Source organism: Streptosporangium sp. NPDC003464, from assembly GCF_053588315.1.
This window is the reverse complement of sequence record NZ_JBSFPS010000266.1, coordinates 1-13,488: the sequence shown is the minus strand read 5'-3', so window position 1 is coordinate 13,488 and position 13,488 is coordinate 1. Positions and strand designations below refer to the sequence as shown.

The 13,488-nt window shown below is 74.1% G+C and carries 10 protein-coding genes; 5 read left to right on the top strand and 5 right to left on the bottom strand.

Going from position 1 to position 13,488, the window contains the following annotated elements:
• Window positions 1-197 precede the first annotated feature (197 nt).
• Window positions 198-1,514, top strand: a complete 1,317-nt coding sequence (gene nhaA / locus ACWDS7_RS39185) for a Na+/H+ antiporter NhaA (RefSeq protein WP_451933384.1) — start codon at window positions 198-200, stop codon at window positions 1,512-1,514.
• Window positions 1,515-1,604: 90 nt separating this feature from the next.
• Here nhaA and ACWDS7_RS39180 read toward each other — a convergent pair whose 3' ends face one another.
• From ACWDS7_RS39180 to ACWDS7_RS39165, 4 genes are all read right to left on the bottom strand, one after another.
• Complete coding sequence (locus ACWDS7_RS39180; RefSeq protein WP_451933383.1) at window positions 1,605-2,027, bottom strand: hypothetical protein; 423 nt, start codon at window positions 2,025-2,027, stop codon at window positions 1,605-1,607.
• Window positions 2,028-2,106: 79 nt separating this feature from the next.
• Window positions 2,107-2,943 (bottom strand): alpha/beta fold hydrolase, encoded by an 837-nt coding sequence (locus ACWDS7_RS39175; RefSeq protein WP_451933382.1) that lies wholly within the window; start codon window positions 2,941-2,943, stop codon window positions 2,107-2,109.
• The gene (locus ACWDS7_RS39170; protein WP_451933381.1) at window positions 2,910-3,263 is read right to left on the bottom strand and encodes a hypothetical protein; all 354 of its coding nucleotides are present in this window, start codon (window positions 3,261-3,263) and stop codon (window positions 2,910-2,912) included. The genes ACWDS7_RS39175 and ACWDS7_RS39170 overlap by 34 nt, the downstream gene beginning before the upstream one ends.
• Window positions 3,260-4,375 (bottom strand): RNA polymerase subunit sigma-70, encoded by a 1,116-nt coding sequence (locus ACWDS7_RS39165; RefSeq protein WP_451933380.1) that lies wholly within the window; start codon window positions 4,373-4,375, stop codon window positions 3,260-3,262. Before ACWDS7_RS39165 ends, ACWDS7_RS39170 begins: the two co-directional genes overlap by 4 nt.
• Before the next feature lie 224 nt (window positions 4,376-4,599).
• On the opposite strand from ACWDS7_RS39165, the gene ACWDS7_RS39160 reads away from it, so the two are divergent.
• Window positions 4,600-5,148: a TetR/AcrR family transcriptional regulator gene (locus ACWDS7_RS39160; RefSeq protein WP_451933379.1), complete on the top strand. Its 549-nt coding sequence runs from the start codon at window positions 4,600-4,602 to the stop codon at window positions 5,146-5,148.
• A gap of 26 nt (window positions 5,149-5,174) precedes the next feature.
• Window positions 5,175-7,337, top strand: a complete 2,163-nt coding sequence (locus ACWDS7_RS39155; RefSeq protein ID WP_451933378.1) for an MMPL family transporter — start codon at window positions 5,175-5,177, stop codon at window positions 7,335-7,337.
• Window positions 7,338-7,402: 65 nt separating this feature from the next.
• On the opposite strand, the gene ACWDS7_RS39150 is transcribed toward ACWDS7_RS39155, so the two are convergent.
• The gene (locus ACWDS7_RS39150) at window positions 7,403-9,118 is read right to left on the bottom strand and encodes an IlvD/Edd family dehydratase (RefSeq protein WP_451933377.1); all 1,716 of its coding nucleotides are present in this window, start codon (window positions 9,116-9,118) and stop codon (window positions 7,403-7,405) included.
• A 182-nt stretch (window positions 9,119-9,300) separates the two neighbouring features.
• Here ACWDS7_RS39150 and ACWDS7_RS39145 point away from each other — a divergent pair, with 182 nt between their 5' ends.
• Together ACWDS7_RS39145 and ACWDS7_RS39140 are read left to right on the top strand one after the other, a co-directional pair.
• A complete protein-coding gene (locus tag ACWDS7_RS39145; RefSeq protein ID WP_451933376.1) occupies window positions 9,301-10,314 on the top strand; it encodes a zinc-dependent alcohol dehydrogenase in 1,014 nt (337 codons plus the stop codon).
• 225 nt (window positions 10,315-10,539) lie between these two features.
• Entirely contained in the window at window positions 10,540-13,341 is a 2,802-nt protein-coding gene (locus ACWDS7_RS39140) for a LuxR C-terminal-related transcriptional regulator (RefSeq protein WP_451933375.1), read from the top strand.
• The last annotated feature ends 147 nt before the right edge of the window (window positions 13,342-13,488 follow it).

Genomic DNA, 13,488 nt, shown 5'->3' with positions numbered 1-13,488 from the left:
TTTTTTTTTTTCTTGTTTCTTTTTTGTGGTCCCCCCCCCCCATTTCTATTTTTTGTGTTCGCTTTTTTTTGACGCTCCGTCGGGTCCGCCCGGGCGGACCCGACGGCCGGGAACGCCGGGCTCGCCGGTAGGGTGGGTGGTGGTGTGCCGGGAAGTCTGGTCGGCGACGGTTGACCCGACCCCGGAAGGAAGCGCCCGTGACCGCCAACCCGCCTCGCCTGTTCAGCCGCGGCTCGTGGCCCGAGGCCCGCCGCATCGCCGACATCCTCCGCAAGGAGACCATCGGCGGGGCTCTGCTGCTGGCCGGGGCGGTGCTGGCGATGGTGTGGGCGAACTCGCCGTGGTCGGGCTCCTACGAGGCGCTGCGCGCGGTGCGGGTCGGGCCCGCGGCGCTGCATCTGGATCTGGACCTGGCGGCCTGGGCCGCCGACGGCCTTCTGGCGATCTTCTTCTTCGTCGCCGGGCTGGAGCTCAAACGCGAGTTCGTCGCCGGTGACCTGCGCGATGTGCGCCGGGCCGCGGTACCGGTCGCGGCCGCGCTCGGCGGCGTGATCGTCCCCGCCGTGCTGTACCTGGCGGTCGTCCTCGGCGCCGGCGGGGACGGGGCGAAGGGGTGGGCCATCCCCACCGCCACCGACATCGCGTTCGCGCTGGCCGTGCTCGCGGTCATCGGCCGGTATCTGCCGTCGGCGCTGCGCACGTTCCTGCTCACCTTGGCCGTGGTCGACGACCTGCTGGCCATCGCGATCATCGCCGTGTTCTACACCGCGCACCTGTCTCCGCTGCCGCTGCTGGGCGCGCTGGTGCCGCTGGCGGCCTTCACCTGGCTGGTCCAGCGGCGGGTGCGCTCGTGGTGGCTGCTGCTGCCGCTGGCCGCCGCCGTCTGGGCGCTGGTGCACGCCTCCGGGGTGCACGCCACCGTCGCCGGTGTGCTGCTGGGCTTCGCCGTACCGGTCGCCCGCAGCGAGCAGGCCGGCGGCCCGCAGGCCGGTCCCGGCCTGGCCGAGCACTTCGAGCACCGCTTCCGGCCGATCTCGGCCGGGGTGGCCGTCCCGGTCTTCGCCTTCCTGTCGGCCGGCGTCGCCCTGGGCGGCCCGAGCGGGCCGGCCACCGCGCTGGCCGACCCGGTCGCGATCGGCGTCGTCGCGGGGCTCATCGTCGGCAAACCTATCGGGATCATGGCCGCCACCTGGCTGGTGGCCCGCTTCACCCGCGCCGACCTGGACGAGAACCTGGCCTGGGTCGATGTCGCCGGGCTGGCGGTCCTGGGGGGCATCGGGTTCACCGTGTCCCTGCTCGTCGGGGAGCTGGCCTTCGGAGCCGGCACCGGCCGCGGCGAGCACGTCAAGGTGGCGGTCCTGGCCGGCTCCCTGCTCGCGGCGCTGGCCGCGACGGTGATCCTCCGCCTGCGCAACCGCGCCTACCGGCGCATCCACGAGATCGAGACCGCCGATCGCGACCACGACAGCATCCCCGACGTCTACCAGGACGACCAGCCCGTCAACGACCGCTGAACCCGGACCCCGCGGCGTCCCCGTCCGACGGCCCGGCCGTCACCAGCGTGACCACCGGAGCCCGGGACAGGCCGCTCGCCCCGGGCGCGTTCATCGGATGCGGCGCTGTTCGGCGTGGTAGCCGCCGCCGGGCCAGATCCAGTCCCCGGACAGGGTGTCGCCGTCGGAGCTGAACACCGCGCGGTAGTAGGCGGGCGAGCCTTTCTCCCCGCCCCAGATGGTGAGCGTGTCGCCGTCGATCTCGTAGACGTAGTCGAGAGTCTCGCCCTGGCTGCCGTAGAACCGGGACTTGATGTCCTTGCTCGGTTCCTCGGCGCCGAACAGCCTCTCCCGGCCGATGATCTCGATGCCGACGATGTCCTGGCCGGCCTGCCGGATGTCGACTTCCTGCTTGAGGAAGTGACCGCCTGCCAGCCAGGAGTAGGTGACCTGGCCGGTCGCCTCGCCGCTTACCTCCCAGGTGCCGGCGAGCCGGTCGAGCGCGGCCATCGCGGTGTCCTGCTTGTTCGACATGAGTGTCTCCTGTCCGCTTCGATGTTGTCGGATCTGCTTGTATGACGGCACGGCGCCCGGAAAGGGATCGGTGCCCGGCTCAGCCGTACAGGAATTCCACGAGCGCGGGCGCGAGCTTTCCGGGGGCCATGACCACCGCGCCGTGGTTGAGACCGGGCAGGGTACGGTGCTCGGCGCCGGGCAGGATGTCGGCCAGCGCCCGTGCGGCACTGTGGAATCCGGCCGGGCTCCTGCCGCCGGTCAGCACCAGGGCCGGCGCTTCCGCGGCCGCCCATCGGCCGGCCTCCAGCGGCCTGCCCCGCTGGGTCTCGCCCATCACCGCGGCGTCGTAGGGCAGCGTGTGCGCCAGCGCCTTGAGGCTCGACCACACACCCGGCATCAGCCGCATCATGGTCACCATGAACGCGGGCATGCCCTGTGCCTCGGTCATGAAGTATTTGACCGCGTCACCGCGCCGGCCGGCGGCCAGCAGCGCGTCGAGATGCCGGGCGTAGTCCTCGGGCGGGCCGGAGCCGTCGTCGCCGATCACGAACGGCGGCTCGTAGAGCACCAGTTTCTCGATGTCGAGCCCGGCCGCCGCGGCACGCAGCGCCAGCACCGCCCCCGATGAGCTCCCGAACACCGACGCCGGCCCCCCGACCTCGTCGATCAGGGCCGCGATGTCCTCGACCTCGCGTTCGACCGCGTACCCGGTGGCGTCGCCGCTGGCGCCCCGGCCCCGCCGGTCGTAGTTGATCACGGTGAAGTGCTGGGCGAGCAGGCCGGCGAGCTTACGGGCGTCGGAGCGGTCGGCCAGTGCCGAGGACACGAGGATGACCGCGGGCCCGGCGCCGAGCCGCTCGAACGCGATCTCGGTTCCGTCCTTGGAGAGGAGCGACGCGTTCACCGCGACCGTCTTTTCCCCGGTGGTAGACATGGTTGCTGCTCCGTTTCAGGCGTTGTGACGTGTTCTTGGCTGTATGACGGCACCTCGGCGGAGAAGGAATCGGTCCGGTCCCGGCTTATCGCGATCAGCGTGACCAGCCCTGGCCCCGGATTGCGCAGCGCGCGCAGCGGAAGACCGGCCAGGCACAGCACCGCGCCGTGGCCGAAGCGCCGGCGGGCGCCGCTGACCGTTTCGAGCTCGACCCCCGCACCCTGCACCCGGACGAGCGCGTCGCGCCAGGCGGCCGCGTCGTAGTCGCGGACCTCACCGCAGGCCAGGACCACTTCGCGGCGCCGGAATCCCGCGCTCACGGCAGGACCGGGGGCAGGCCGAACGCCGCGAAGCAGCGCGGTTCGAACGACGTGATCGCGGTGATCCGGCCGCCGTCGATCCGCAGCACGTCCAGCACCTGGCCGTGGAACCGTCCGGCCGGGTCCCTGATCTCGCCCGCCGTGGGGCGTTCGACGTAGTGCGCCACCGCGGGCTGCAGATTCGCGCCGGTGACGACGCTGCGCCAGCGCCCGTGAAACCACTCCGAACCGGCGTCGAAGACCTGTCCGCTGAAGGCCAGCAGCGCGCTCCGCCCGACCAGCCACGCCGGCTGCGGCGGCATCGTCATCTGCACGTCCTCGGCGAGCATCCCGGCGAGCGCGCCCAGATCGGCCCGCTCATGCGCCTGGACGTAGCGCCGCAACAGCGCGCGCTCGTCCGCGCTCGGCTCGGCCGGCGGCGCCCAGTCCTCGCGCCGCTGCGGCAGGTGCTGCTTCAGCGTCGCCCGCGCCCGCTGCAACGCGCTCTTCACCGACGCCAGGCTGGTGCCCAGCAGCGCGGCCGTCTCGGCGGCCGGCCAGCCCAGCACGTCCCTGGTGATCAACACGGCCCGCTGCCGGGCGGGCAGGTGCTGGATCGCCACCAGGAAGGCGAGCTCGATCGTCTCGCGCGCGACCGCCGCCGACTCCGGCCCCTCGACACTGTCGGCGGCCGGCTCCAGCAGCCGGTCCGGGACCGGCTGCAACCACGGCACGTAAGCGGGCGGCCGCACCGGCGCGCCCGGATCGACCAGCGGCGGAACCTGGTAGGGGGCCGCCCGCCGCCTGTTCCGGTCGATCACGTCCAGGCACGCGTTCGTCGCGATCTTGTACAGCCAGGCCCGGAACGTCGACCGCCCCTCGTAGGTCTCCCGGCGGCGCCACGCCCGCAGGAACGTCTCCTGAACGATGTCCTCAGCCTCGTCGTAGGAGCCGAGCATGCGGTAGCAGTGCACCCGCAGCTCCCGGCGGACGGACTCGGCGAGCGCTCCGAACGCCCCCTCGTCACCGGCCACCGCGGCGCCCACCACAGCCGCCTCCTCGTCACCGGCCACCGCGGCGCCCGCCACAGCCGCTTCCTCCGCCAGACCGCCACTGCCTCGGTCCTCCACCACGGCTACCTCCGCCCGCGCCGACACGTGTCCATGACCATAAGACGGCCACCGCCGCCAGAAGGGATCGGACCGGAACGCGGATCGTACCGGGCGCCGGCGCCGAGCCGTCCCGGGCGGCCGGCGACACTCGCCGGCCGCCCGGCCGGCCTCGGCTGTGAGGAAGGCCACACCTCAATCCTGTCCGATCGGTCAGGACTGACCGATCGGACAGTTATTGTGAGGACATGCCACGTCCCGCTTCCGCCCTGCGCGGCCACATCCTGGAATCGGCGTTGCAGCTGTTCGCGACGGGCGGTTACAAGGGCACGTCGCTGCACGACATCGCCCAGGTCGTGGGCTGCTCGAAGGCGTCCTTGCTGTATCACTTCGCCGGCAAGGACGCGATCCTCACCGAGCTGCTGACCCCGGCCGGCGAGGGGCTGGCCGCGCTGGACGCCCGGCTCTCCGGCCTGGACGGAGATCGGGCCGCCGAAACGGCCGTCACCGGTTTCGTCGATCTGGCCATGCGTTTCCGGCGTGAGCTCAAGATCCTGTTCCAGGACGTTCCCGCGATGACCAGCCATCCGGCGCTGGGCGCCATCCCCGCCGTCACCGATCGGCTGCTGGTGGCGCTGGCGGGCGGTTCGACCGAGCCCGGGGACCTGGTCGCCGCCTACATGGTCGTGGGAGCCGTCTTCGTCACCAGCGCCAGCGACGTGCAGGTGACGGATGAGGACCTGCGTACCGAGCTGATCCGCGGCGCCCTGCGGACACTCGCCCGCGAACCCCGCTGAACCTTCGAGAAAAGACAACCACTGTCATGGCTTCTGTGCTGTACCGGCTCGGCCGGTCCTCCTTCCGCCGCCGAGGACGTGTCCTCGCCGTCTGGCTGATCCTGCTCGCCCTGCTCGGTGGGGCGGCCGCCGCCTTCATGGGCCCCACCACCGACAACTTCACGATGCCCGGCACCGAGTCCCAGCGGGCGCTCGACTCCCTGCGGCGGCAGTTCCCGCAGGCCGGCGGCACCACCGGCACCATCGTCATCGCGGCGCCCGAGGGGCGGAAACTCGACGCCCCCGCGGTCGCGCCGGTCGTGCGGGAGGCCGCCGGGGTCCCCGGCGTGATCGCCGCCATGGACCCCTTCCAGGTCGGCGCCGTCTCACCGGACGGCCGCTACGCGCTGGTCCAGGTCCAGTTCGCCACCGCCGCCGACGATGTCACCGACGCCCAGCGGGCGGCGTACGAGCGGGTCGGCTCCTCCGTGCGGGGGCTCCGGGTCGAGCACGGCGGTGAGATCATGAAGGCCGAGGTGGAGATCGGCTCCACCGAGGCGCTCGGTGTCCTGGTCGCCGCGGTGGTCCTCGTCATCACCTTCGGCTCCCTGGTGGCCGCCGGCATGACGCTGCTCAACGCGCTGATCGGTGTCGCGGCCGGGATGGCCGGGCTGTTCGCCCTCAGCGGCGTGGTCGAGCTGACCGCCACCGCGCCCATCCTGGCGCTGATGCTGGGGCTGGCCGTCGGGATCGACTACTCGCTGTTCATCACCTCCCGCTACCGCCAGTACCTCGCCGAGGGCATGGAGGCGGAGGAGGCCGCCGGGCGTGCGACCGGCACCGCGGGTTCGGCCGTCGTCTTCGCCGGCGCCACCGTCGTCATCGCCCTGGCCGGCCTCGCCGTGGTCGGCATCCCCTTCCTGAGCGTCATGGGCCTGGCCGCGGCGGCCACCATCGCGGTGGCCGTCCTAGTCGCCCTCACCCTGCTGCCCGCCTTCCTCGGCTTCGCCGGCACCCGGGTGCTGCCGCGCGGGCAGCGCGGCGGGCGGGCGTCCGGACCCGGGCGCGAGGGGTTCGGCTTCCGCTGGGGCCGGACCGTCACCCGCCTGCGCGTCCCGGTCCTGCTGGCCGGCGTCCTGGGGCTGGGCGCGCTGGCTTTGCCCGTCCAGGACATGCGCCTGGCACTGCCCGACGCCGGCACCGCCTCCTCCGGCTCCGCGGCCCGCGAGGCCTACGACCTGATCAGCGAGGGATTCGGGCCCGGCTTCAACGGCCGGCTGATCGCCGTCGTCTCCGGCGACGACGCCCAGGCCACCGGCGCGGCCGCCAAGCAGGCCGCGCAGTTGATCCAGGGCACCCCCGGCGTGCTCGCCGTCTCCCCGCCGCAGGCCAACCAGCAGGGCACGACCGTGCTGCTGACCGTCATCCCCAAGGCCGGCCCCACCGACGCGGCCACCGAGGAGGCCGTGCGCTCCATCCGGGAGCGCGTGGCCGGCGTCCGGGGCGCCGACATCGCCCTGTCCGGAGTCACCGCCATCGGCATCGACATCTCCGCCAAACTCGCCGGCGCGATGCCCGTCTACCTCCTGCTCGTGGTCGGCCTGTCGATCCTGCTGCTCATGCTGGTGTTCCGCTCCCTGCTGGTGCCCTTCAAGGCGGCGCTGGGCTTCCTGCTCACCGTCGGCGCCACGTTCGGCATCACCGTGGCCATCTTCCAGCAGGGCCACCTGGCCGATCTGCTCGGCATCGACGTCCCCGGACCCCTGGTCAGCTTCCTGCCGATCCTCCTCATCGGCATCCTGTTCGGCCTGGCCATGGATTACGAGGTCTTCCTCGTCTCCCGCATGCGCGAGGACTTCGTCCACGGCGACACCGCCCAGCAGGCCACCGTCAACGGCATGGGCCACAACGCCCGCGTCGTCACCGCCGCCGCGCTGATCATGACCGCCGTGTTCGGCGGGTTCGTGTTCATGCACGACCCGATCATCAAATCCATGGGCTTCGCGCTGGCCGTCGGGGTGCTCATCGACGCGTTCGTCGTCCGCATGGCCCTGGTGCCGGCGGTGATGTCGCTGCTCGGCCGCGAGGCCTGGTGGCTGCCGCGCGCCCTGGAGCGGGCCCTGCCCGACCTCGACATCGAAGGCGAGAAGCTGCACAGGGAACTCGCCGCCCAGCGGCGCGAGGACCACCGCGGAACAGTCAAGGTCTGACGTCCGGCCCCGGCCACGGACCCGGCGATCACCGCGGGCGGAGCGCGCCGCCGCTCCGCCCGCGGTCAGTGGGACTCGCGCGAGACCTCGTGTCCGCTGGAACCGACGAGGAAGTCCAGGTCAGCGCCCTGGTCGGCCTGCATCACGTGGTCGACGTAGAGACGCTCCCAGCCCCGCGCGGGCGCGGCGAAGGCCGCCACCATGGCGGGCGAGGGCCGGCGCCGGTCCAGCTCCTCCTGGGGGAGGTCGACCTCCAGCCGCCTGGCCTCGACGTCCAGGATCACGTGGTCCCCGGTCCGGATGAGGCCCAGCGGGCCGCCCGCGGCCGCCTCGGGCGCCACGTGCAGCACAACCGTCCCGTACGCCGTGCCGCTCATCCGTCCGTCGCAGATCCGCACCATGTCCCGCACCCCCCGCTCCAGGAGCTTGGCGGGCAGCGGCATGTTCGCCACCTCCGGCATCCCCGGGTATCCCCTGGGCCCGCACCCGCGCAGCACCAGCACCGAGGAGGCGTCGACGTCGAGGTCCGGGTCGTCGATCCGGGCGTGCATGTCCTCGACGCTGTCGAAGACGACGGCCCTGCCCCGGTGGCGCATCAGCTCGGGCGAGGCCGCCGCGGGCTTGACGACGGCGCCGGAGGGGGCCAGGTTCCCGTACAGCACGGCGATGCCCGCCTCGGCCCGCAACGGCTCGGCGCGGCGGCGGATGACGGTGCCGTCCCAGATCCGCGCGCCGTCCAGGTGGTCGACCAGCGGCCGGCCCGTCACCGTCAGCGCGTCCGGGTCCAGCAGGTCCCGCACCTCGCGCAGTACGGCGAGCAGCCCGCCCGCGCGGTGGAAGTCCTCCATCAGGTGGCGGCCCGCCGGTTGCAGGTCGACCAGGAGCGGCACGCCGGCGCCGGTGCGGTCGAAGTCGCCGAGCGAGAGCTCGATCCCGAGGCGGCCGGCGAGAGCCAGCAGGTGCACCACGGCGTTGGTGGACCCCCCGACGGCGGCCAGCGCCACGATCGCGTTGAGGAAGGAGCCGCGGGTGAGCAGGTTGCTCGGCCGGCGCCCCTCGGCGACGAGTTCGACGGCGAGCCGGCCGGTGTCGTGGGCGCCTTCGAGCAGCCGGCTGTCGGGGGCCGGGGTGCCGGCCAGGCCGGGAACGGTGGTCCCCAGCGCCTCGGCGACGCAGGCCATCGTCGAGGCCGTCCCCATGGTGTTGCAGTGCCCCCTGCTGCGGATCATCGAGGACTCCGAGCGCAGGAACGCCTGCTCCGACAGCGTGCCGGCCCGGACCTCCTCGCTGAGCTTCCACACGTCGGTGCCGCAGCCCAGGGGGACCCCCCGGAACGTGCCGGTCAGCATGGGGCCGCCCGGGACGACCACGGCGGGCAGGTCCACGGAGGCCGCGGCCATCAGCAGGGACGGGATGGTCTTGTCGCAGCCGCCCAGCAGCACCACGCCGTCGACGGGGTTGGCCCGCAGCATCTCCTCGGCCGCCATCGCGGCCATGTTCCGCCACAGCATGGCGGTGGGCCGGACCAGGGTCTCCCCCAGCGAGACGACCGGGAGGTTCATCGGGACGCCGCCGGCCTCCCAGATCCCCCGTTTGACGCTCTCGGCCACCTCGTCGAGGTGGGAGTTGCACGGGGTCAGGTCGGAGGCGGTGTTGGCGATCGCGATGTGCGGCCGCCCGTCGAAGGAGTGCGCCGGCAGCCCCCGGCGCATCCACGCGCGGTGGATGTAGGCGTTGCGGTCGCTCCCGGCATACCACTGTGAGCTGCGCTGCTCGGTCATAGCACTCTCATTCCACTTGCCCGAACGTTGCTCTAGTGTTTGGGATTCAATCATTCGCGGGCGGGGCCGCGGCGACGACCAGGCGGACGGGTCCGGGTCCGGGCGCGCCGCCCTCCCGGCGGCGAGAGCCCCGGCGGGCCGGCACGCCGTACCCCGCCGCGCGCCGATGGGGAAGGCTGAACGTGAGAGCGTTTGTCGTCACCGGCCCGCGCCGGTTCGCGGTGCAGGACGTCGAGCCGCCGGTCCCCGCAGCCGGCCAGGTCATCGTCGACGTCGAGCGGGCCGGGGTGTGCGGCACCGACGCCGAGTTCTTCTCCGGCGACATGGACTACCTGCGCGAGGGCCAGGCCGGATATCCGATGCGCATCGGGCACGAGTGGTGCGGGAGCGTCTCCGCCGTGGGCGAGGGCGTCGACGCGAGCTGGATCGGCCGGCGCGTCACCGGCGACACCATGCTCGGCTGCGGCCGGTGCCGCCGCTGCCGCACCGGGCTGCAGCACGTGTGCGAGGACCGCTTCGAGATCGGCATCCGCGGCGGATGGCCCGGTGCCCTGGCCGAGCAGCTGCCGGTCCCGGTCACGGCACTGCACGCGCTGCCGGACACGGTCGACGCGGTGGCCGGCGCCATGGTCGAGCCGGGCGGCAACGCGCTGCGGGCCGTCGAGGGCGCGGCCCTCGGGCCGGACGCCAGGGTGCTGGTGCTCGGCCCGGGGACGATCGGCCTGCTCGCCGCCCGGTTCGCCCTCGCCCAGGGCGCGGAGGTGCATGTCATGGGGCTCTCGGAGCCGTCGCTCGACTTCGCCCGCACGCTCGGGGTGCACGGGGCGTGGACCTCCGAGCGTCTCCCGGATCTGCCGTTCGACGCCGTCATCGACGCCGCCAACTCCCCCGCCCTGCCGGCCCGCGCCCTCGACCTGGTGGAGCCGGGCCGGCGCGTGGTCTACATCGGCCTGGCGTCCACCCCGAGCACCGTCGACACCCGCACGATGGTGCTCAAGGACGTCACGGCGGTCGGGGTCCTGAGCGGCTCCCCCAGCCTCGCCGGGGCGATCGAGCACTACGCCTCGGGGACGGTGGACCCGCGCCCGCTGGTGGCCGCCACCATCGGGCTGGACGGCGTGGGCGACGTCCTGGCGGGTCGGCGCCCCACCGGCTCGGGCCCGGGCCCCAAGATCCACGTTGACCCCCGGCTCTGACCGCCGCAGAGCGGACGCGGACGCGGCCGGAGTCCCTGCCCGGCGGGCAGCCGCCCCGCCACGGTCACGGCGCTCAGCACGCGTCCCGGGGGCGGGAGCGGGCCGGGGGTGAGATCGGGAGAGACGGTACAGTCGGGCACGGAACGAGAGGGGGGCGAGCTCCCGGGGCCGATCGCGCAGGGGTTGCCGTGCTCCTTGGGCACGGGGATCCCTGAGCTCATCGAGGTGCACGACACGACCGCCGACCAGGTCCGGCAGCCGGAGGACCGCCTCGCGCTGCACGGGCGAGTGACCGAGCGCGCCGCGATCGGCGAGCTCCTGGCCGCCGCGCGGGCGGGCGCCGGCCAAGCGCTCGTACTGCGTGGCGAGGCGGGTGTCGGCAAGTCGGCGCTGCTGGATCTCGCCGCCGCCGCCGGCGCCCCGATGCGGGTGCTGCGGGCGACGGGCACGGAGCCGGAGACGGGGCTGGCCTTCGGCGGGCTGCACCAGCTGCTGCGCTCGGAGACGGAGCTGCTGGACCTGCTGCCCGGCCCGCAGCGCGAGGCCGTCCGCGGGGCGCTCGGCCTGGCCTCCACCCGCACCGACGACCGTTTCCTCATCTCGGCGGGCGTGCTGTCCCTGCTCACCGAGGCGGCGGCGGCCGGCGGGCTGCTCTGCCTGATCGACGACTTCCAGTGGATCGACCAGGCCTCGGCCGACGCCCTGCTGTTCGCGGCCCGGCGCCTGCGGACCGAGGGCGTGGGGATGCTGATCGCCGTACGCGGGGACGCCACCGCGAGCCTGCGCGGCGTCCCGGACCTCCACGTCACGGGCCTCGACCCGCGGAGCGCGGCCGACCTGCTCGCCTCCCGGTCGGCGGCGCCGCCGGCCCGGCGGGTGAGCGAGCAGCTCGTCGCGCTGACCGGCGGTAATCCCCTGGCGCTGGGTGAGGTGGCCGAGCTCCTCACCCTTGAGCAGCTCGCCGGCAGGGCCGCCCTGCCGGACCCGCTGCCCGTGGGAGCGGGCCTCGGGCAGATCTTCGGCGACCAGGTGGAGCGGCTCTCCGCCGCCGGCCGGCTGATGGCGCTCGTCATCGCGGTGGAGGGACGCGGTGACCTGGGGCTGATCCTCGGCGCGGCGGACCGGCTGGGCGTGGACCCGGCGGAGCTGCATCCGGTCGAGGCGGCCGGGCTCGTCGGCGTGGAGGGGACGACGGTCCGCTTCCGGCACCCCCTGATCCGCTCGGCGGTGTACACGCGGTCGAGTTCGGTGCAGCGGCGCCTGGTCCACACCGCGCTCGCCGCCCTGCTGGAGGGGGACGCCGACCGGCGGGCCCGGCACCGGGCCGCCGCCTCGGTGGGCCAGGACGAGGACGTCGCCGCCGAGCTGGCGGCATCGGCCGAGCGGGCGCGGTCACGGGGCGGATACGCCGACGCCGCCGTCGCCCTGGCCCGGTCGGCCGAGCTCACCCCCGAACCCGCCGTCCGGGCGCGGCGGCTCACCGACGCGGCCACCGCCGCGTGGCTGGGCGGTCGCCCCGGTCAGTCGGAGACCTACCGGGCCCAGGCGCGGGAGCTGGCCCACGACCCCCTCCTGATCGCCGAGCTCGACCAGCTGCGGGGACGTTCCGAGCTGCACAGCGGAGACGCGGCCGAGGCTTGGCGGATCTTCCTCGAAGGCGCCGGCCATGCCCGCGCGGTGGATCCGGGCAAGGCGCTGGAGATGCTGGCCGACGCCTCCGAGGCCGCCTCCTACGTCGGGGACACGGCCGCGATCGTCGACATCGGCCGGCAGGCGGAGTCGCTGCCCGAAGGCGGCGACGCCTTCCTGCGGGCGGTCCTGGTCGGGATCGGCGCGATGCTCGCCGGGGACACGGGGCGGGGCGGGGCCGCGCTGCGGCAGGCGCTGCTGCGGACCGGTGAGCTGTCGGCCGCCTCCGAGCTGCTGTGGGCCTCCGCGGCGGCGAGCTACCTGGGAGAGGCCGACGTGTCGGCCGAGCTCGTCGGCAGGGCCGGCCGGGTCGCCAGGGTCTCGGGGCTGACCGGCCAGCTGCCCGTGGTGCTCGAGTTCGTCTCGACGGCCGAGCGGATCAACGGCCGGTTCGCCGTCAGCGCCGCGCTCGCCGAGGAGGGGCTGGCGCTCGCCCGCGAGGCGGGCTACACCAACTCCGCCGCCGCGCACCTGGCGAACCTCGCGGCCGTCGCGGCCGTGCGCGGCCAGGAGGCCGCCTGCCGCGAACACGCCCAGGAGGCGCTGGCCATCGCCATCCCCCACCGGATCGGCCTGCGGGCGGGCACCGCGTCGTACGCGCTGGGCCTGCTTGACCTGGGCATGGGGCGCTTCGCCGCGGCCCACTCGCGTTTCTCCGCGCTGGCCGCCGCCGGGCCCGGCGCCGGGCAGGCCACGGTCGTCTGGAGGTCGACCCCGGATCGGGTCGAGGCGGCGGTCGCGTGCGGTGACCACGACGCGGCCCGTGCCATGGTGTCCCACCTGGAGCAGTGGTCGGTGAACGCCGAGACCCCGGCGTCGCGGGCCCTGCTGGCCCGGTGCCGGGCACTGCTCGAAGACGGCGGGGCGGCCCTCTCGCTGTATGAGGAGGCCCTGCGCCTGCACGACGAGGGCGGCCCGGCCCCCTTCGAGCAGGCCCGGACGTCGCTGCTGTACGGCGAGCGGCTCCGCCGGGTCCACCGGAGCGGCGACGCGCGGCAGCCGCTGCGGTCGGCGCTGGAGACCTTCCAGCGCCTGGGCGCCGAGCCGTGGGCGGAGCGGGCCCACAGCGAGCTGCGGGCCGCGGGGGAGACCGTCTCCCGGCCCGGACCGGCCGCCCTGAGCGCGCTCACCCCCCAGGAGCTGCGGATCGCCCGGCTCGTCGCCGAGGGCGCCTCCAACCGGGACGTGGCGGCCAAGCTGTTCCTCAGCCCGCGCACCGTCGAATACCACCTCTACAAGGTCTATCCGAAGCTCGGCGTCACCACCCGCACCGAGCTGGCCCGGCTGGTCGGCGCCGACCCGGACTCCGGGGGCGCCCCGCCCACCGGCGCGCGATGAGCCGGGGGCGTGGCGGGGCGGCGGGAGGGCCCGCCGCCCGCCGGCCTCCCCCGTGCTCCGCCGGTCATCGGCCGGCGACCACCGGCCGGTCACTGGCCGATGACCACTGGCCGGTCACTGGCCGATGACCACTGGCCGGTCACTGGC

What these genes read in the sequence shown, in the direction of transcription:
- ACWDS7_RS39150 (WP_451933377.1), bottom strand. Translation starts at nt 9,118, where the DNA reads ATGACCGAGCAGCGCAGCTCACAGTGGTATGCCGGGAGCGACCGCAAC.
- ACWDS7_RS39175 (WP_451933382.1), bottom strand. Translation starts at nt 2,943, where the DNA reads ATGTCTACCACCGGGGAAAAGACGGTCGCGGTGAACGCGTCGCTCCTC.
- ACWDS7_RS39155 (WP_451933378.1), top strand. Translation starts at nt 5,175, where the DNA reads ATGGCTTCTGTGCTGTACCGGCTCGGCCGGTCCTCCTTCCGCCGCCGA.
- ACWDS7_RS39180 (WP_451933383.1), bottom strand. Translation starts at nt 2,027, where the DNA reads ATGTCGAACAAGCAGGACACCGCGATGGCCGCGCTCGACCGGCTCGCC.
- ACWDS7_RS39160 (WP_451933379.1), top strand. Translation starts at nt 4,600, where the DNA reads ATGCCACGTCCCGCTTCCGCCCTGCGCGGCCACATCCTGGAATCGGCG.